This window comes from Haliea sp. E1-2-M8, from assembly GCF_030649675.1.
Taxonomy (GTDB): Bacteria; Pseudomonadota; Gammaproteobacteria; order Pseudomonadales; family Halieaceae; genus Haliea.
Genome location: NZ_JAUTDR010000002.1, coordinates 115,339 through 134,047 on the forward strand (window position 1 = coordinate 115,339; position 18,709 = coordinate 134,047).

12 protein-coding genes are annotated in these 18,709 nt (G+C 61.7%); 4 read left to right on the forward strand and 8 right to left on the reverse strand.

Features of this window, described 5'->3' with window-relative positions; genetic code table 11:
* Positions 1 to 54: 54 nt before the first annotated feature.
* The 5 genes from Q6D67_RS02240 to Q6D67_RS02260 all read right to left on the reverse strand — a co-directional run bounded on the left by Q6D67_RS02240 (position 55) and on the right by Q6D67_RS02260 (position 3,845).
* Positions 55 to 651 carry a C39 family peptidase gene (locus Q6D67_RS02240; RefSeq protein ID WP_304703896.1) on the reverse strand — a complete coding sequence of 199 codons (597 nt, stop codon included), beginning with the start codon at positions 649 to 651 and terminating at the stop codon, positions 55 to 57.
* A gap of 55 nt (positions 652 to 706) precedes the next feature.
* Positions 707 to 1,003, reverse strand: a complete 297-nt coding sequence (locus Q6D67_RS02245) for a hypothetical protein (protein ID WP_304703897.1) — start codon at positions 1,001 to 1,003, stop codon at positions 707 to 709.
* 102 nt (positions 1,004 to 1,105) lie between these two features.
* Entirely contained in the window at positions 1,106 to 1,438 is a 333-nt protein-coding gene (locus Q6D67_RS02250) for a hypothetical protein (protein ID WP_304703898.1), read from the reverse strand.
* Positions 1,439 to 1,509: 71 nt separating this feature from the next.
* On the reverse strand, positions 1,510 to 2,361 hold the full coding sequence (locus Q6D67_RS02255; RefSeq protein WP_304703899.1) for a hypothetical protein: 852 nt from the start codon (positions 2,359 to 2,361) through the stop codon (positions 1,510 to 1,512).
* A 92-nt stretch (positions 2,362 to 2,453) separates the two neighbouring features.
* Positions 2,454 to 3,845 (reverse strand): lyase family protein, encoded by a 1,392-nt coding sequence (locus tag Q6D67_RS02260; RefSeq protein ID WP_304703900.1) that lies wholly within the window; start codon positions 3,843 to 3,845, stop codon positions 2,454 to 2,456.
* Between the two features lie 351 nt (positions 3,846 to 4,196).
* On the opposite strand from Q6D67_RS02260, the gene Q6D67_RS02265 reads away from it, so the two are divergent.
* On the forward strand, positions 4,197 to 4,508 hold the full coding sequence (locus Q6D67_RS02265; RefSeq protein ID WP_304703901.1) for a hypothetical protein: 312 nt from the start codon (positions 4,197 to 4,199) through the stop codon (positions 4,506 to 4,508).
* 185 nt (positions 4,509 to 4,693) lie between these two features.
* A complete protein-coding gene (locus Q6D67_RS02270) occupies positions 4,694 to 7,180 on the forward strand; it encodes a TonB-dependent receptor (protein WP_304703902.1) in 2,487 nt (828 codons plus the stop codon).
* Between the two features lie 232 nt (positions 7,181 to 7,412).
* Here Q6D67_RS02270 and Q6D67_RS02275 read toward each other — a convergent pair whose 3' ends face one another.
* Positions 7,413 to 9,236 (reverse strand): TolC family outer membrane protein, encoded by a 1,824-nt coding sequence (locus tag Q6D67_RS02275; protein WP_304703903.1) that lies wholly within the window; start codon positions 9,234 to 9,236, stop codon positions 7,413 to 7,415.
* 287 nt (positions 9,237 to 9,523) lie between these two features.
* On the opposite strand from Q6D67_RS02275, the gene Q6D67_RS02280 reads away from it, so the two are divergent.
* Both Q6D67_RS02280 and Q6D67_RS02285 read left to right on the forward strand, forming a co-directional pair.
* Positions 9,524 to 10,213: a transglutaminase-like cysteine peptidase gene (locus Q6D67_RS02280; RefSeq protein WP_304703904.1), complete on the forward strand. Its 690-nt coding sequence runs from the start codon at positions 9,524 to 9,526 to the stop codon at positions 10,211 to 10,213.
* A 26-nt stretch (positions 10,214 to 10,239) separates the two neighbouring features.
* Positions 10,240 to 12,162 carry an EAL domain-containing protein gene (locus Q6D67_RS02285; RefSeq protein ID WP_304703905.1) on the forward strand — a complete coding sequence of 641 codons (1,923 nt, stop codon included), beginning with the start codon at positions 10,240 to 10,242 and terminating at the stop codon, positions 12,160 to 12,162.
* Positions 12,163 to 12,170: 8 nt separating this feature from the next.
* Here the strand turns inward: Q6D67_RS02285 and Q6D67_RS02290 are convergent, their stop codons facing one another.
* Together Q6D67_RS02290 and Q6D67_RS02295 are read right to left on the reverse strand one after the other, a co-directional pair.
* Positions 12,171 to 12,485, reverse strand: coding sequence for a hypothetical protein (locus tag Q6D67_RS02290; RefSeq protein WP_304703906.1), 315 nt, complete (start codon positions 12,483 to 12,485; stop codon positions 12,171 to 12,173).
* A gap of 101 nt (positions 12,486 to 12,586) precedes the next feature.
* Positions 12,587 to 18,550, reverse strand: coding sequence for a retention module-containing protein (locus tag Q6D67_RS02295; protein WP_304703907.1), 5,964 nt, complete (start codon positions 18,548 to 18,550; stop codon positions 12,587 to 12,589).
* Positions 18,551 to 18,709 lie beyond the last annotated feature (159 nt).

An 18,709-nucleotide genomic window follows, 5' to 3' on the forward strand; every position in this document is an offset into this window, starting at 1 on the left:
GATAGCGGGGCGCGGTTGTCAACGCCGCAAACAATGCCTGCTCCTGGTGCCAGCTCAAGCCGGGGGGCGCACCAGGGGCTGACGGGCATCTACTCCGAAGTAGCCGGCATCCGGCTGCAGGGAACTGCCGGCCAGGGGCTGGAACAGCATCAGGGTGCCTGATTCGCCGCCAAGCTCGGAGTCCAGCCACAGTGGCAGGAACGCCTCCCGGTTCAGGCGGTGATTGCCCCAGGAGGGGTCTGCCAACTGCACCTGCCCCTTGTCACCGATACCTCGAAGAACACTGAAATGCGCGACTCCATGAACCTCCAGGCGCACGATTGCGGGCACCGTGAGCGACGCCAGCAGCTCCGGAGTCACCGCCATACCCGCGCCCTGCAGGCCATAGTGCTGGGCCAACTGCAGCAGAACGGCGTAAGAGACCCCCTGCTCGCGCCAGTCCGCAGGCAGATCCCAGTCATCGCCACGCTGATCCAGCAGGTCCAGCAAGTCTTGTTCCGTAACCGGATGGCGAAGATAGTAGGTGAGGTAGGTTGCCAGCGCTGCGATACCGCAGGAAAAATCCCTCGCCTGGCGGACCACACCGGCGTCGCGCAGCGTTACCCAGTTGCGGAAACCACTATCGTCCGCTCGCACCGTTGATACTGGCAAAGACACACTGCCGGCGACAAGCAAACAGCTCGCCAGCAAGATTCTGGCTGCTGCGTCAAAACAATTCCCGCGGCGGCTCATAGGTTTCTCCCGGCGGCAATTCGCTGCGCAGCGCCTGCAGCGCCCGCTTACGACCCAGATACCCCGCGGTCAGGGTGACCAGGGAGAAGCCCCCCGCAGCCAGCACCAGAAATGCGGCCGGCAGGGCCTGTTCCCTGAACAGTGCCACCAGCAACGCCATCACACTGATCAGGGCAATGATTCCCTGAAACCAGTAGCGCAGCATATAGCGCGTTTGCAGTTGCTCGAAGCGGTAAGTCCTCAGTTTGTTTTCCAGTGGCGGGTACTTCATGCGGCCTCCTTTCCGTCTCCACGCTTTCAGTCTAGACAAAAATCGGGATTGTGCCCTGCGGCTGATTCAACAATTAAAGCCGCAGGGCAGGTACCGCAACTCCTACTGCAGGTTGATCTGCGCGTCAGTGCAGCCCGTGCAGCTTCCACCACCACCGTAGTTGGGCACGTAAACGCCCCAAAATACGCCTATCAGCGCCACATCAAAGCCGGCAACAGCAAAGGCGAGCGTCAACGGGGCGAGACGCCCGGTGGCGCTTTCCAGCTCAGTGCCTGTCAGCATCTCTGCCCCGGAGGCCATCGGGCTGACACCGCCAAAAGCGCTGTTGACCCAGGCTGTATCATCCGCCGCTGCCGGGGCCGCGCTGACAACGAGCGGTTGGCTGATCAAGGCGGCAAAAGCAAGGCCTGCCGCAATTCCAGGTAGTTTTTTCATGGTACATCTCCTTGTACGCAAGATTTCATCCAATGGCACGCCGACCTGGCGCACCCGTTGCCACTCCCACATCAAAACCGATACAACCACTCCAGCGACAAACTGGCGCCGCTGTCGCCGCTGGTGAACACATGACTGTCTACAAACACTGTCGAACGAGGGCTGGCCAGTAACCCGAGACCCAGGGAGAGACCGGTCTGGTGTCGGCTGCGAGCCAGGGTAGTACCGTCAAAACGATCGCCCGCACTGCGCTGCCAGGAGATCCCTCCGGTCAGGGTCACCCGGCGATTGACAGCGAAATTCACCTGCGGCCGCATTGTCAGGACATCCCCCGGGTTCAGCCTGCCGCCGGCAAAATCCCGCGACAGGCGCCACTCGTGACTGACTGCAAGTGACAACACCACCGGGTCGATAGCACGGTAAATGTGAACACCCAGCCGCGTCGTCCTGCCGTGGTGACGCACCCCGGGCTGCAGCCAACTGGTTTCCAGCACGTCCACTGCACCCGTCAGCATCACTGCGGGCGTGTGATTGTCCGCGCTAAGCAGCCAGTTTGCTCCCAGCGCCAGGGCGTACTGCTCATCACCTCCGGAGGCAGCCGGCCCGCGCCAGTCAATCTGTGCCTGGGTAACGCTGGCATTGACCTCCAGATTGCGGCGCATACCATAGCGCACGCGGCTGGTCACCGTGCTCGCCCGCAACTGCGGTTGCTGCCAGGCGGACGCTCCGCCTTCACCGGAGCGGAAAATCGCGGCCCCGGCGTCACCACTGTTACTGTAGGTGAACGCCGTTTGCAGCTTGAAGGTCCGCTGCTCGACCAGCAGTTCCTCAATGCTCAGCGGCAACTGTGCCTGAGCGGGGCCGACGGCTATGACTGCCCCCAGCAGGAATGCTCCGGCGATGTGGCGACCTGTGGCAGACATTCCCTGTCCTCCCGTACCAGCCCTGGCAAGTGCGAACTGACAGCATCGCGCAAATCCGTTGCCGGTGGTACGTCAGATCAGGCCGAAAGCCATCATCTGCGGGGGAAATCCTTCTCGGTACCCCGGGCAAGCGGCAGCGGGTCCAACAGACTGGCCAGTTCCTCTCGCGTCAGTTCGGTATCCTCGAGCGCCACTTCCAGTACCGGGCGTCCCTCACGGTAGGCTCGTTTGGCGATCGCGGCGGCGGCCTCGTAGCCGATTACCGGATTCAGCGCCGTTACCAGAATCGGGTTGCGGGCCACCGTATCCCCTGCGTGGTCGGCACAGGGCTCGAAGCCATCAATACAGCCTCCCATGGCAGCGCAGGCATCGGCCAGCAAAGCGATACCGCCGAGCAGCTTGTCTGCGATCAGCGGTAGCATGACGTTGAGCTGGAAGCTGCCCGATTGCGCCGCGAGCACGACGGTGGCGTCATTGCCCAACACTTCGGTCGCGGCCATCAGCACCGCTTCGGGCACCACCGGGTTGACCTTGCCGGGCATGATGGAGGAGCCCGGCTGCAGGGCCTGCAGGCGAATTTCACCCAGCCCCGCCAGCGGACCAGAGCCCATCCAGCGCAGATCGTTGGACATCTTGACCAGCACCAGCGCCACGCTGCGCAGGCAGGCGGAACACTCGACGCTCACGTCCTGCGCCGCCATCCGGGTAGAGGGCATGGCAGCTGCGGTGAAACGGACCCCGACCCTCGCCTGCAGCGCCTGCAGCAACGCGTCGACGTAACCCGCCGGCACATTGACCCCGGTACCCACCGCGGAGCCGCCGATAGGCAGTGCCTGCAGCCGGGGGCACAGGTCGGCCAGCCGCTGCCGGCACTCCTGCAACTGGAGCTCCCAGGTGCGCAACTCAAATCCCAGGGTCACCGGCATCGCGTCCATCAGGTGGGTGCGCCCGGTCTTGACCACGGTTTCCAACTCCGGCGCCCGGTTCTGCAGGCAGCGTTCCAGACCGGTGATGGCTGGCAGCAACAGGGCCTCCAGCTCCAGCATCGCGGCGACCTGGATCGCCGAAGGCACCACATCGTTGCTGCTCTGGCTGCAATTGACGTGATCGTTGGGGTGCACCGTCTGGCCGCTCTGGCGACTGGCCAGCGTGGCCAGCACTTCATTCATGTTCATATTGCTGCTGGTGCCGGAGCCAGTCTGGAACACCGAGACCGGAAAGGCGTCCAAGTGCTCCCCCGCGACCACCGCGGCCGCCGCCACATCAATCGCATCTGCAATCGCCGCATCCAGCACATCCGCCTGCGCATTGGCAGTCGCCGCGGCGCCCTTGACCAGCGCCAACGCCCGCAGAAACGCTGCTGGCAGCCGCCGCTCCGACGCAATGGCGATATTATCCAGGGCGCGCTGGGTCTGTGCGCCATACAGGGCTGTCGCGGGGACGGCGATTTCACCCATCGTATCCTTTTCCATGCGCTGGGCCATGATCCAACCTCCGGCTTCCAGGGTCTGGCGAAGAATTTCCGCTTCGCAACGGACATGCCCCAGTGTAATCCGCCAAGGAAGTTTCTGCGCACAAATCCGGGGCGCTCCCTGCAGCTGGACGCAGTTTGCAGCCTGGGACGCACCATCCCCGCACATCCACCGGAACATTGGAGTTACGCAAAGTAACATTGTGGTGCATGTCGTTTTTGTGAACTTTATATTATTGATTTATATACTAAATAAATGTTGTTCGGCGACGCTTTCAGGGTTGCATTGGCCATCTTTTATGTGGATATTAGTAACACATCGGGTAACACCCGATGTCCCAGCCACTGCCATCCGAGGTATTTCATGAGAAAATTGCTCGCACTTCCCGCCCTGTTCCTGGCCGCCCACACCTGGGCCAGCTGCCCCGCTCCCATGCCGCAAGAGGCTCCGGACATTCCCAACGGACAAACCGCCAGCATGGAAGAGATGCATGCTGCCCGGGAAGCAGTCAGCGAATATGTCACCGGGGTTGAGGCCTACCTCAACTGCCGGTCCGCAAGCCTGCATCCGCTGGTACACAACCGTGCGGTCTACCTGGCGGAAACCACCGCTGATTCCTGGAACAACGCCCTGCATACGTTCCGCCAGCGGGACAACATGCTCGCCACCAACTGATAGCCGACAAGAGCTGTCTCAGTCCACTCCGATAGCAGACCGCAGATAAGTATAAGCGCGGTCCACCGGCACCTCGGTAGGTGGTATACCAGCCCCGACAATTCACCTACCATTAAGCAATAGGACCACTGCCGTCCTCAACAGGCAGACATAATTCTCATAACAGCTGACAGTAAGGATTTTTCATGCGGTTGAAGTTTCGCAAGGCACCCCTGGTCGCGGCCATGGCCGTACTCTCTACAAGCCCCGTGGCTCACAGCCAACAACTGGAAGAAGTCATTGTTACCGCGCAGAAGCGCGCCCAGAGCCTGCAGGATGTACCTATCTCGGTTTCGGCCATGCAGGGCGACAAGCTGCAAAGCGCCGGTATTCCCAACATGCAGGCCCTGTCTGACTATGTACCCAACCTGTATATCGCCGCGGCGTCGGTCAACACCAACATCTACATGCGCGGCGTGGGCTCCGGTAACAACCAGGGCTTTGAGCAGTCCGTCGGCATGTATATCGACGGCGTCTACATGGGCCGCGGCCGCCAGTACCGCGCCGGCTTCATGGACCTGGAACGAGTAGAGGTCCTGCGCGGCCCCCAGGGCACCCTGTTCGGCAAGAACACGGTGGCGGGCGCGATCAACATCATCACCGCCTCGCCCGAGGTCGGCGAGGGGTTCAACGGTGAAATCGCAGTGTCCCTGGAATCCCACGATGGCCAGGTCTACGAGGGCTTCTTGCAGGGGTCGCTGAGCGACACATTTGCCGCCCGCCTCGGCTTCAAGCACCGGGTGACTGACGGCTACATGGACAACGAATTCCTCAACCGCTCCGAGGGCGAAACCGATGAGACCGGGGTCCGGCTGACCACGGTTTGGCAGCCCAGCGAAACGCTCAACGTCAACTTCAAGTACAGCAACACCGAGTACGAACGGATTGGCTCACCCTCCACCACAAAATTGTATCTGGCCGACCCGGAAGCGCGGGACCGGCTGTTCCCCAACCGCTCCGCATTCGCCACTATCGGCTATCTGTTGACCGACACATTTTTCCCGGACTTTGCCGAGATCGGCAACCGCGAGTTTGTGACCTTCAAGGACAATGGCTACGGCAACAGCGTCGCCGACGGCCAGGGTATCGGCCAGTATCCGGATGGCAGCGATGAAGACTACGACAACCTGGTACTGACGGTGGACTCTGAACTGGCCGGTGGCACCCTGACCTCGATCACGGGCTGGTCCGAATACACCTACATAGATGGCGTGGACGTCGACTGGCTGCCGCTGCAGTTTATTCACCGCGACGACGTCCAGGACTTCGAGCAGTTCAGCCAGGAGTTCCGATTCGCATCTCCCGGCGGCGAGTTTTTCGACTACGTAGTCGGCGGCTACTTTGAGAAGAGCGACCTGGAAATAGACCGCCGGGTCACCATCGACCTCAATGCGGATGGCCTGGTGCCACAGCTGCTGGGCGTCAACAGCCTGTTCACCCTCCTGACCGGCGGCGCCTACCCGGCCAACCAGCTCGCGCGCAACCACTACCACCAGCAGGACTCGGAGTCCTGGGCACTGTTCGGCCAGGGCACCTTCAACCTGCGGGACGACCTGCGCCTGACCCTGGGCCTGCGCTACACCGAGGAGAAGAAGGATGTGGTGAGCACCCAGTTTGTCAGCGATGACCTCACCGGACTCGACAACGCCACGGAAAACTATTTCGCCCTGTTGATCGAGGCCACCAACTTCAACACCTATCCATTCGATTTTCGCGAAAACCGCAAGACCGACAAGTGGATCCCCTCGGTCACTCTGCAGTGGGACGCCACCCAGAACAGCATGCTGTATGCGAGCTTCTCCCAGGGCTTCAAGAGCGGCGGCTTCACCGACGCCGACGACCAGGAGCCGGGGCAACTTGATGCGGGCACCTTCCCCTGCGTACCGGGCGCCCCCCTCGCGGACTGCTACGACCCGACTATACCCAACGATGAATTCGAGTTCGATGACGAGGAAGTCGATGCCCTCGAGATAGGCGGCAAGCACACCCTGCTGGATGGCAGCATGACCCTGAACTGGGCCGCGTTCTACACCGTTTACGACAACCTGCAGACCTCGATCTTCAAGGGCATCAGCTTCGGGGTGACCAATGCGGCCAAATCGGAAATCATGGGGCTGGAAGTGGATTTGCTGTGGCAGGCCACCGATCGCCTGCGGCTGGGGGTCAATGCGGCCTGGCTCGACGCCAGCTATGACAGCTTCGAGAACGCCCCCTGCACCGCGATCCAGCTGGATGTAGACCCCGCCTGCGGCACCGACCTGGGGTTCACCAACAATGACCTCTCGGGCGAGCGCACCATGTTTGCCCCCGAGTACACGGCCTCTGTCCTGGCGGACTACAACTACCCATTCAGCAACGGTCTTGAAGCCTTCATCTCCGGCGAAGCAAACTACCGCGATGAATTCGAGCCGGGTGGAGACAATGACCCGATCGACAAGATGGACTCCTACTCCAAGGTAAACCTGCGCCTGGGACTGCGCGGTGAAAGCTGGGAGGTCATGGCGTACGGCCGCAACATCTTCGACAAGGAAGTGTTCGTACAGAGCTTTGACACCCCGGTCCTCGCCGGCACCCACAGTCAGTTCATTGACGAGGGACGGATCATCGGCGTACGCGCCAAGTACAGCTTCTGACAACCTGTGGGAGCCCGCTCTGCGGGCGATCGCGCAGGGACTGCGCTCCTGCGGGGAATGGTGGGAGCCCACTCTGCGGGCGATCGCGCAGGGACTGCGCTCCTGCAGGGAATGGTGGGAGCCCGCTCTGCGGGCGATCGCGCAGGGACTGCGCTCCTGCGGGGAATGGTGGGAGCCCGCTCTGCGGGCGATCGCGCAGGGACTGCGCTCCTACCCGCACAGCGCGTCGCGGTTACACGCCGTTGCTGTCCAGCACCAGGTCAACCCGGCGGTTCAACGAGCGACCCTCCGCAGTATTGTTGTCGGCGATCGGCCTGGTCTGCCCATAGCCCACTGCGGTGATCTGGGACTCGCGCACACCATGCTTGTCGATCAGCAGCTTGCGCACGGCGTTGGCCCGGCGATCTGACAGCCACTGGTTGTATTCCGGCTCGCCGGTTATATCGGCGTGTCCTTCGACAATCGCCACCACCGCGGGGTTGTCTTTCAGGAACACCGCCGCCCTGCCGATTTCCTCGTCGAAATCGCTGGTGATGACTGACGAGTTGATGGCGAACTGGACATTGAGCGACACCGCGACCCGGTTTTCCCCAACATCTCGATAGCGGCTGGTGTTGGCACCGGTGGTAGAGAGTCGCTCCATCAGTGCTTCCTTGTCCACCTCCACCGCGCGCGGCGCTTCAGGTGGGCACAGGGGCTCGCCGTTGGGGTCATCGCCGCGGGACAGCTCCAGGTTGTACTGGGCGATCTGGGCTTCGTTGAGGCCATCGACATCCATCGCGGCCCGCAGCAGGCCGATGTTGGCCAGGGTCCGGGTCTGGGCCGCACGCAGGTTGGCCTCCGCGCTGACGTAGGCACGCTGGGTGTCAAAGTACTCGTTCTGCGAGTCCAACAGGTCGAGCAGGGTGCGCTGGCCAATGTCGAACTGGTCCTGATAGGCGCGCCGGGTCTTGTCCTGCGCCAGCCTGTTTCGATCCAGATACACGACCTGCTGCGCCAGCGCCAGAATATCGTTGAAGGCGATCATGGTGTTCTGGCGCACGTTCAGGCAGGCCTGCTTGCGTTCCTCCATAGCCGAGTAGTAGCGATTGTAGAACTCGCGCTTGCGGGCGCTATCGGCGCCGCCACGGAACAGGTTGTAGTTCAGGACCAGCTCGACTGCCTCTTCATCGTAGCGGCCTTCGAGGCCGTCCGTGTCATGCTCAACCTCGTTGCGGTAGCGCAAGTCCACCTGCGGCATGAACGGTGCGTTGGTGCGGTTGAGGTCTGCCTGGGCGGCGCGGAGATTCTCGATCGCAGCGTTGATTTCCGGGCTCTTCTCGTAGGCCAGGTTCAGTGCTGCGGCGCGCATTTCGGGAATCATGCCGGAAGGAATAACCGGCATCTGCAGGTTCGCCGCGGGCAGGTCGCCGACAATGCGCTGGAACCGCGCCTGCACGTCGTGCAGGTTGGTCATTTCGGTCAGGAGGTTGGACTCCGCCAGGGCGACACGCGCGGACGCCTGATCCTGGTCAACTCCCTGACTGACCCCGCCATCGGTACGTTCCGAAATCTTGCCATATACGTCGCGGTGGAACACATAGTTCTCCTCCGCGAACTTGACCAACTGCTGATAGCGCACCGTATCCAGGTAGGCCCGTGCAGCTTCCAGGGCGATTTCCTCCGAAGCCCGCTGCAGCTCGTAATACTGGTTCAACTTGTTGAAGCCTAGAGCGCGGACCTCCTCCCGTGTGGCAAAACCGTCGAACAGCATCTGGGTAATGGTGAAGCGGGTGGCGTCGCGGGTATAGTCGCCGAGATCTACCAGCGGGGTCTCCCGCTCCTCGCGGCCGATTTCCGCACTGAGATCGACGCTGGGGAAGTAACCGCCCTTGGCCGCACGCTGGGCCTCTCGGGTTGCCTCAAAGTTGTACCAGGCCGCATTGACTCTGGGGTTGGTCATCACCGCCTGGGTGACGGCCGTCTTGAAATCCGCGACTGGCTGCGCCTGTACCGGAACGCCCGGCAGCGAGCACGCCGCGACCACGGCGCCGATCACGCCTAGTTTATTCTTCATAAATTGTTTCCCCTTTCAATACAACATACGGGCGGCGTTATATCGCCGCCTCGATAACTGCCGCCCGAGTATAGGCGAAATTGCAGGAATCCATAGTTAGTTGTGGACAATTACCATGAACCACGTCACAAAATACGGCCCCGAGCACCCAATTGGGGCATTTATCCCGCTCACCGCACAGAGGTTTACCGTACTATCTGCTAGCGACAGCGGCCCCGGACAGGACTACCATGGCGCCGCCCCGATGACAGCACCAGCCCTGGACCAGGGTCGGCCGTGGACTGAGCATGCCTTCAGCAAATGCACTACACAGTAGACTTCGGGCCATCGCCGCTGCGATCGTCGCGCTGGTGCTCAGCTGTGCCATGGTGCTGGCGAATGTTGACCTCGACCGCATGGAGCGTCTGGCGCTCAGCCGCCACGGTCCCAACACCGCCGAGACAGTGGTCCGCTGGCGCGCACTGATCAGCGAGATATCAACACTGGGTGAAACAGAGAAGGTGGAGCGGGTAAATAGCTTCTTCAACAATCTGGTCCGCTGGCGCACGGACATCGAAGTGTGGCGGCAAAATGACTACTGGGCAACGCCGCTGGAAACCATGGCGCGCCGCGAGGGGGACTGCGAGGACTTCAGCATCGCCAAGTATATGACCCTGCTGCTGGCGGGCGTCGACGTGGGCAAGATGCGTGTCACCTATGTCAAGGCGCAGATCGGCGGCGCCTACAGCAATGCCACCGAGGCTCACATGGTGCTGGCCTACTACCCCACGCCCTCCGCCGACCCCCTGATTCTCGACAACATGATTTCCGAGGTCCGGCCGGCCTCCAGGCGGCCAGACCTGACGCCCGTGTTCGGCTTCAACAGCCAGGGCCTGTGGGTAGGCGGCGCCGCGGCGCCTGCCACCCGGGACCCGGGCGCCAGGCTGTCGCGCTGGCGCGACCTGTTACAACGGATGGCAGCCGACGGGCTCGGCTGATCCACGCACACTGACGGAGTACCGGCATGTCATTATTCAAACAGCTCTGGCTGGCAATCATCCTCCTGCTGAGCCTCGTGTTCGGCGGCAGTTTCGTGGTCAGCAGCCTCTCCGCCAAGAGCTATCTGGAGCAGCAGCTCTACATGAAGAATTCGGACAATGCCTCTGCCCTGGCCCTGTCGCTCACCCAGCAGGATGCGGACCCGGTGCTGCTGGAATTGACCCTGTCGGCCCAGTTCGACACCGGGCATTATGAGCTTGTGGAACTCATCGGCCCCGAGGGCAACCTGATTGTCCGCCGCGAGGACACCCAGAAAATCGAGGACGCCCCCGCCTGGTTCATGCAACTGCTGCCCATCGAGGTCGACCCCGGCATTGCCCAGGTGCAGAAGGGCTGGCAGCAGGTGGGCACCCTCACCCTGCGCAGCCACTCCCGCTTTGCCTACAAGGAACTGTGGGAAAGCACCCAGCTGCTGGCCCTGGTGTTCCTGATCGCCATGGTGGTCGGCGGCGTGCTGGGCAGCTACCTGCTGCGTATCATTCTCAAACCCCTGGACGACGTGGTGAACCAGGCTGAAGCCATCGGCCAGCGGCGTTTCATCAGCATTCCCGAGCCCTACACCCTGGAATTCAGGCGGGTGGTCGGCGCCATGAACACCATGTCAGACCGGATCAAGGCGGCCCTGCGCCAGGAAACAGCGCGGCTGGAGAAGTGGCAGCGCAATGCCCATATCGACAAGATTACCGGGCTTTTGAACCGGGAGCCGTTCATGCAGTCACTCGGCGCGGCGCTGGAGAGCGATGACGTCAATGCCACCGGTACCCTGACTCTGGTGCGGATCGGCGGGCTGGCCCAGCTCAACCAGACCTACGGACGCAAGGCTATCGACGGACTGTTGGCGGAGGCGGGTGCAGCATTGAACGCGATCGCCACTCGCCACAGCCGCTGGGCTGCCTCGCGCCTGAACGGCTCCGACTTTGCCCTGATGGCGCCCCGCTCCATAGAGCCGGGCGAGGTGGCAAGGGAAATGCAGGACGCCCTGCGTGAAGTCATGGAGACCCGCAGCATGCTGCAGGAAGTTACCCTGCCCGCCGCGACCACCGTCTATGTCCACGACGACACCCTGCCCAAGCTCATGACCCGCCTGGACGGCGCCCTGATTTCCGCGGACCAGGAGGGTAACTCCGCAATCAACCTGGCCTACGCCGGCGACATCCAGATGATGCCGGTGCGCGAACAGATGCAACACTGGCGCAAGGTGTTCCAGCGCGCCTTTCAGGAGCAGCGCTTCAGTCTCGCCAATTACCCGGTAATCGGCATCAACAAGCGCCTGCTGCACTTCGAAGCGCCGGTGCGGCTGGAATACGAGGGCCAGGAGCTGGCGGCGGGCACTTTCCTGCCCTGGATCAACCGCCTGGAACTGTCCAGCGAGCTGGACAAGCATGTGCTCGACCTCGCCCTGCGCGTCGCCGCGGTCCGCGGCCGGCCTCTCTCCGTGAACCTGTCTGTTGGCGCTCTGGTGGAGCCCAGTTTCCTGCTCTGGCTGAGCGATCACCTGTCCGCCGCCGGGCCCGCCGCCGCCAATCTCTGGCTGGAGCTGCCCGAATCCATGGCCTTCCGCCATCTGGAGGCCTTCAAGAAACTGGCCGCCAGGGCCAAGACCTACGGCTGCAAGATCGGCATCGAACACGTCGGGCACCAGCTCGCGGAGATCGGTCAGCTCAGCGACGTCGGCCTGGACTACGTGAAAGTGGACTCCTCGTTTATCCGCAATATCGACACCAATGCCGGCAACCAGACCCTGTTGCGCACTTTGTGCACCGTGGGTCACTCCATCGGCGTGATCGTGATTGCCGAGGGAGTGCGCAGCAAGGAGGAGTGGGGGCAACTGCAGGAACTGGGCATTGACGGCGCCACCGGGCCGGCGATGACTGACTTCAACGCATAGCGCGCTGCTCAGTCATCGCCGAGGAGGTTGAGGCTGCCAGGCAGGTTGCTGCGCAACGCCTGGCGATGCAGCATCTTCTCCTGGGCCGATGCCGGCAGGTCGGTGAACAGAATCACGCCCCGACCAATCAGCAATTCCACCACGTCTTCCAGTACGCGGACAAAATCCTGGTCGGTGGCGCTGATCTGCCGCGCCTCCGCTCCCATTTGCCCGAGAAAATCCTGTAGATCCGGGTCATCCGCGGCAATCACCGCCATGCCATCCGTCGGCACCTGACTGACTGCGACGATCTGTCCATCGGCGTCGCGCTGTACAAAGGGCATTGTGCTACTCCAAAAAAATCCCCGGCACCCTTGCAGGAACCGGGGATGGATCATAGCTCAGAAGCTCACTGGTCGACAGTCATACTGCCGCCCAACGGCTATCATTCGCCTTGATAACCGGGGTCCGGCTTGTTGTTGTCGTTCAGACTCAACATCAGGTCGAACTCCAGCGCAGCGACATCATCCACCGCTGGGGCCTGAGGCCCAGCCGTGGCTGTACCCGCAGCCGAAGAGTTCCCAGTCACCGTGGGGCTCGTGTTTTCCTCACCCGCCGGCAGCTGGATCTCATCGTCCTGGGACAACACATCCAGGGCATTGATGGCGAAGGTAGTATCCTCGGCAATGGATACGCCGCCATCCGTCCAGCTTACCTGCGACTGGCCGTGCACTATCACGTCGCCGTTTGCATCGGTTCTGGCTTCACTTGATTCGTCGTAGTTCAGAGAAATGCTCTCGATACCGAGCTCACCCAGTGAAACCAGTTCGCCCTCATCGCTTTTGCCATCCGAGTTGGCATCCTGCCATACCGCAAACTCACTCCAACGTTCGTCGCCCGGATCGAGCATACCGTTGTTGTTGGTATCGAAGACTTCCCCGATCGCTTCCATGTCAGTCTCGGCAGTCTCGGACCACTCAGTGAAGACGTACTCGCGCGCCTCGTCGATGGTGCCAGAGTTGTTGGCGTCAATGACCAGCAGGCCATCCTCCGGTGCAACCCAGGCAGTGTTGACCGACTCGCCAGTGGACTCGTCCGTGAATACCACGCCCGCGTCGCGAGATAGATAGCCGGCGCCATCGTTAGCGAGGTCTACAACAACCGGAGCTGACTGCCCTGAAATACTAAAACCGCCGTCCGCAGAGCCATCAAGATAGATGCTAAATTGCTGTTCCGCGAAGTCGCCATCGCTGTCCTCTATCGACAAAGAACCCAATGTGAAATTGAAATCGACGGGTGGTGGCTCCTGTTCAACAAACTGCCCTACGGTCACATTGTTCAACCTCAACCCTTGATTTGAACTGGCTTCACTGTTTTTGACCGTTACGCTTGAAATTGTCTTTCCGGTGTCGAAGCCAGGAAGTTCCTGAACGGCGACGTTGGCACCATCGAATGGGGACGTACTAATTATTTCTGATGACCCGTCACTGTAAGCGACATTTATTTCCAGGGAGCGTACGGTTCCGTTCCCAGTGAAACCATTCGCTTGGAACTGGAACGTGTTTACCGGCTCGTCGAACGCAAAGGTCAAGCTCTCCCCACCGTTAAGCACGTTGTTGGCAACTGCCCAGCCCTTAGTGCTTGGATTGACCTCGTCATCCGGCTCCCCCGGAGTGCTGTCACCATCGCTTCCAGTGACAGTTACCGTCAGGCCTGAAATCGAGCTGTTGATCGTCTTACTTATGGACGGTCCCGAAGCAGTAACGTCCGTGGTTAGAAGCGTATCCGTCACTAACTCCGGCTCTCGCTCAATCACCTCAAGAGAGTCATCGCCGTCTGCATTCAGGGTTAGTACACCCACCAGGGCATTCTGCCCATCCTTCAGGTTCAAGACGATCTGGCTGGGTGACGAGCTAACCACTTCCACGCCACCCGATGCTGCATCAAGCTCGAAAGAAAGGCTTGGGCTGGGACCATCTGCGCCGTAGGTCCAGTCAGCGAACTGCTGGGTGTATACAGCACTGACATTGGGCGCGGAGAGCTCCACAATCCCGTCATTGTCCGGATCTGCGACATTGATGAATTCCGGATGATCATCCGTGATATCAACATTCACCACCTGTGCGGCCGTGTTGCCGGTAGCATCGGTCGCGATGACGGTAACCGCGGCCACATTATCTGCCAGGTCTGAGGCTACAGCGTGGCTGTACGCCGCTGACTGCAGGAAGGTTACAACGCCAGTATTGGCATTGATAGTGAATTTGCCAAGATCGGCAATCACCACTTCACCGTTTCCGTCAGCGCCTTGCAGCGTATAGGTGTAGCCGCCGGCTCCACCACTGGCAGTGACCGTGGTCGTATCCGTGCTGTCATTGAGCACCGCATCATCCGACTGGATATCGCCACCGTAACTAGTGGTCAGGCCCGATTCCGTGTGCGTAATAGTCAGCGTCGTGGTCGCCGTGTCCCCATCCGCGTCGACGATAGTGTAAACAAAAGTGTCCGTCGCTTGTGGCGGTACCGTGTTCGGGTCTGCGTTGTAGGTGTAGCTACCGTCGCTGTTAAGCGTCAGCTCGCCATAGACCCCAGCGATGCTGACACCGACATTGCCGCTGACTGGCGAGTTGGTGTCGTTGCCAGAGGCAACGCCAACCACACCGCCGGGGCCGTCGGCGCCGAAGACGTCGTTGGTGACGACATCGCCGGACACAGAACCACCCTCGGCGACGCTGGCCGTGTCAGCAACTGCCGTGGGCACATCATCAATAATGTTGATGTTGATGAAGCCGCTGTCGCTGTCGCCGTCCTCATCACTGACGGTGACGCCAATGGAGTCGGTCTCCACCGCACCGGCCACATCCGTGATCGGGCCGGACAGCGTGTAGCTGTAGTCGAGCTCGCCCGCCACCGCATCAAAGCCGGTAACGGTGAGGATACCGGTGCCCGTATCGACGGTGTCATTCCCCGTCAGGACGCCGTCCTCAACCACAGTGATTCCACCGATGACGATGTCCACCGGCGTGTCGGTGGCGCTGTAGGTAAAGCTGCCCGTGGTGGTCTCACTGTCGCTGGCAGCGTCAGAGCCAATACCGTCCAGGCCAGCCTCGTTGACAGCGTCCGTGCCCTCACCCGCCACAGCGGGCAGGTCCACGGTGACGTCGCCGTCACCAAGGGTCACGGTGACCGTGGTAAAGGACTGGTCGCCGTCGGCGTCCTCAATCGTGTAGGTGAAGACATCACTCACACCACCCGGAGTGCCGGCATTGCGGGCGTAGCTGTAGTTGCCATCGCTATCGATGCTCAGCGTGCCGTAGGTACCGCTGATAGCGGTGGCAACGGTGGCTGCGTCGTTCAGGGCGGTGCCGGCGGTGCCGGCTACGACGCCGACCACGGTGGCACCGTCAGCGCCCTCGGTGTCGTTGCTCAGCACGTTGCCGATGGCCGGGCCAAAGTCGCCAGCGTCGAGGCTGTCAGTGTCGGCCGCTGCCGTCGGCACGTCATCCACGATAGCAACCGTCAGCGTACCGGTGGCATCATCGCCATCCACGTCGCTCACCGCGACACCGAAGCTGTCGCTGGTGGGATCGCCGTTGGTGTTCTGCGTCAGCGGGTAGCTGTAATCGATCGTACCCGCCGCCAGGTTCACGGCATCGATGGTCAGCGTGCCATGCTCGCCCGCCAGCGTCTGGCCGACCTGCAGGGAGCCTGCCGTAAGCGCCAGCGTCGCGCCACCGGCACCGGTCAGGGTCACCGTCAGCGGCGCATCCGAACCGGTGAAGCTGATCTGGCCCGAAGTGGTCTCGCTGGTGTCGCTGTTGTTGCTGCTGTCACCATCAGCCAGTTCACCAGAGCCCTGCGGCAGACCTGCCTCGGACACCTGGGTGCCCGCTTCGCCCGCGGTCGGGACGTCCAGCGTCACATCACCGTCGGCTGCAATGGTCAGCGTCGCCGTATCGAAGTCGGTGTCGCCGTCGGTCAGCGTGTAGGTGAAGACATCATCACCGCCCTGGTCCGCTGCTGCAGTCCGGGTGTAGGTGTAAGCCCCCGTCGCCGCATTCACAACCAGGGTGCCGTAGGTGCCGTTCACCGTGATGTTGCCATCACCGTCCGCCACCTGGCTGTCGATAGCAGTGATCGTCGCACCGTCCGCACCCTGCAGGTCATTGCCCAGCAGGTTACCGGTCGTCTGCGTCGCGCCAATGGCCAGCACACCCGTGTCGTCGTTCGCCGTCGGCACGTCATCCACGATAGCAACCGTCAGCGTACCGGTGGCATCATCGCCATCCACATCGCTCACCGCGACACCGAAGCTGTCGCTGGTGGTATCGCCGTTGGTGTTCTGCGTCAGCGTGTAGCTGTAATCGATCGTACCCGCCGCCAGGTTCACGGCATCGATGGTCAGCGTGCCATGCTCGCCCGCCAGCGTCTGGCCGACCTGCAGGGAGCCTGCCGTAAGCGCCAGCGTCGCGCCACCGGCACCGGTCAGGGTCACCGTCAGCGGCGCATCCGAACCGGTGAAGCTGATCTGGCCCGAAGTGGTCTCGCTGGTGTCGCTGTTGTTGCTGCTGTCACCATCAGCCAGTTCACCAGAGCCCTGCGGCAGACCTGCCTCGGACACCTGGGTGCCCGCTTCGCCCGCGGTCGGGACATCAACCGTCACAATGCCATCCTCAATGGTGATGCTCACTGTGGCTGTGCTGGTACCACCTTCCCCGTCGGAGATGGTGTAGTCAAATGTATCAGTACCGTCGAAGGTCGCATTCGGCGTATAGGTGAAGGTCCCATCGGGGTTCACCACCACACTGCCGCTACCAGGCTGTGTGTTGCTGATCACGGTCAGCGGGTCGCCGTCGGGATCGCTGTCATTGGGCAGCACTGTACCCTGCACAGGCGTATTTACCTCAGTGCTGAATGCGTCGTCCACCGCATCCGGGGGGTTATTCTCTGGCGGCGGCGGTGGCGGCGGCGGTGGGGGCGGCGGAGGCGGCGGCTCGGTCGCATCCAGAATCTCCACAATGCCCTGATTGTCCGCAATCGTGGCGTTGGTCGGGTTGCTGAGGTTGACCAGGAACTGTTCGGTGGCCTCCACGATATTGTCGGTATTGGTCTGGTACTGGACTGTCACTTCGGTGGTGCCAGCCGGGAAGGTGATGGTGCCGCTCTCGGGGTCGTAGTCTCCACCAACCACCGTCGCGGTGTCATCGGCGGACGCAAAATTCACGGTCACGGCCTCGTTTACCGCGGCCGAGAGTGTCAAGGTCAGGGTCGCGGTCTGGCCTTCCGTGACGGTGACATCGTTGATGCTGATGGTCGGCAGGAAGTCATCGACAATCGTCACCACACCCTGGCCGTCGGCAATTTCCGCGCCCACCGGGTTGCTGAGATTCACCAGGAACTGCTCGGTGCCTTCCTGGAGGTCGTCCTCGTTGGTCTGGAACTGGATCTGAACCGAGGTCGTGCCCGGTGCAAAAGTGATGGTGCCCGTCTCCGGGTCGTAGTCGCCGCCGACAACGGTGGCGCTGTCATCAAGGCTGGCAAACTGCACGCTTACAGGAACGTCGCTGGACTCGGACAGGCTCACCGTCAGCGTTGCCAGGTCGCCTTCCGCCACGGTCACGTCGTCGATGGTGATCAGGATCGGGGCGGGCTCCGGCTCTGGCTCGGGGACCACTACCGTAACCGTGGCCGTATCCTGATTGTTCCCATCCGGCGTGGTGGCGGTGTAGGTGAAGGTGTCCTCGCCGAAGAAATCTTCACTCGGGGAATAGGTAACGGTGCCGTCAGGGTTGATGACCACGGTGCCGTTCTCGGGCTGGGTCACCGAAGTGATCACCGAGCCCTCAATAAAGATATCATTGCTGGATACGTCAATGACCACCGGGGTGTTGAGCTCTGTGGTGGCTTCGTCATTGATGGCATCGACGGTAAGCAATGCCTCGTTGTCTACAGCCTGCGGAGCCTCGGGAGTGGCCAGGGCCGCGACGGAGCTGAACTCATTGGTATTCTCTACAACCCGGCCCAGGCGAATGAAGCTGGAGCCCGCGTTTTCGCCGCCACCGGCGCCGCCGGCACCCGCCGCGGTTGCATCCAGACCTTCGAGGATATCGCCGTCACCTTCCAGGGCGGCCAGCACGGCCGCGACCGTTTCGTCCTCGACCGCACTCTCCTCGGCACCCGCGGCGCGTTCCGCGACAATATCCCGGGTCAGGGTCATTTCCGGCACGTCGGCTATGACAAACGGGCTGCCGTCTGACAGTGCAAGCTCTACCGAGCCACCGCCGGGGGTGACGACGGTTTCGCCTTCCAGCAGAACGTCACCGGGCTTGAGCTCGCGCAATTCGCCATCGGCGTTGCGGGCGTAGGCTTTGCCAATTACCGCCACTACTGTTGCTATCGCTACGTCGGCCATGTTCGATTCCCTTGTTTTACGTCGCCCTGGAGGGCGATCGTTGTTGGAAGTTGTGCAAATTTACGAGTCTCGATAGTACGCTGCCGCACAGACAACAGCATTGTACTAAAGGGCAGTAGGTAGGGCGCTTGATGTGACCTGGGTCACATAGCTGGCAGG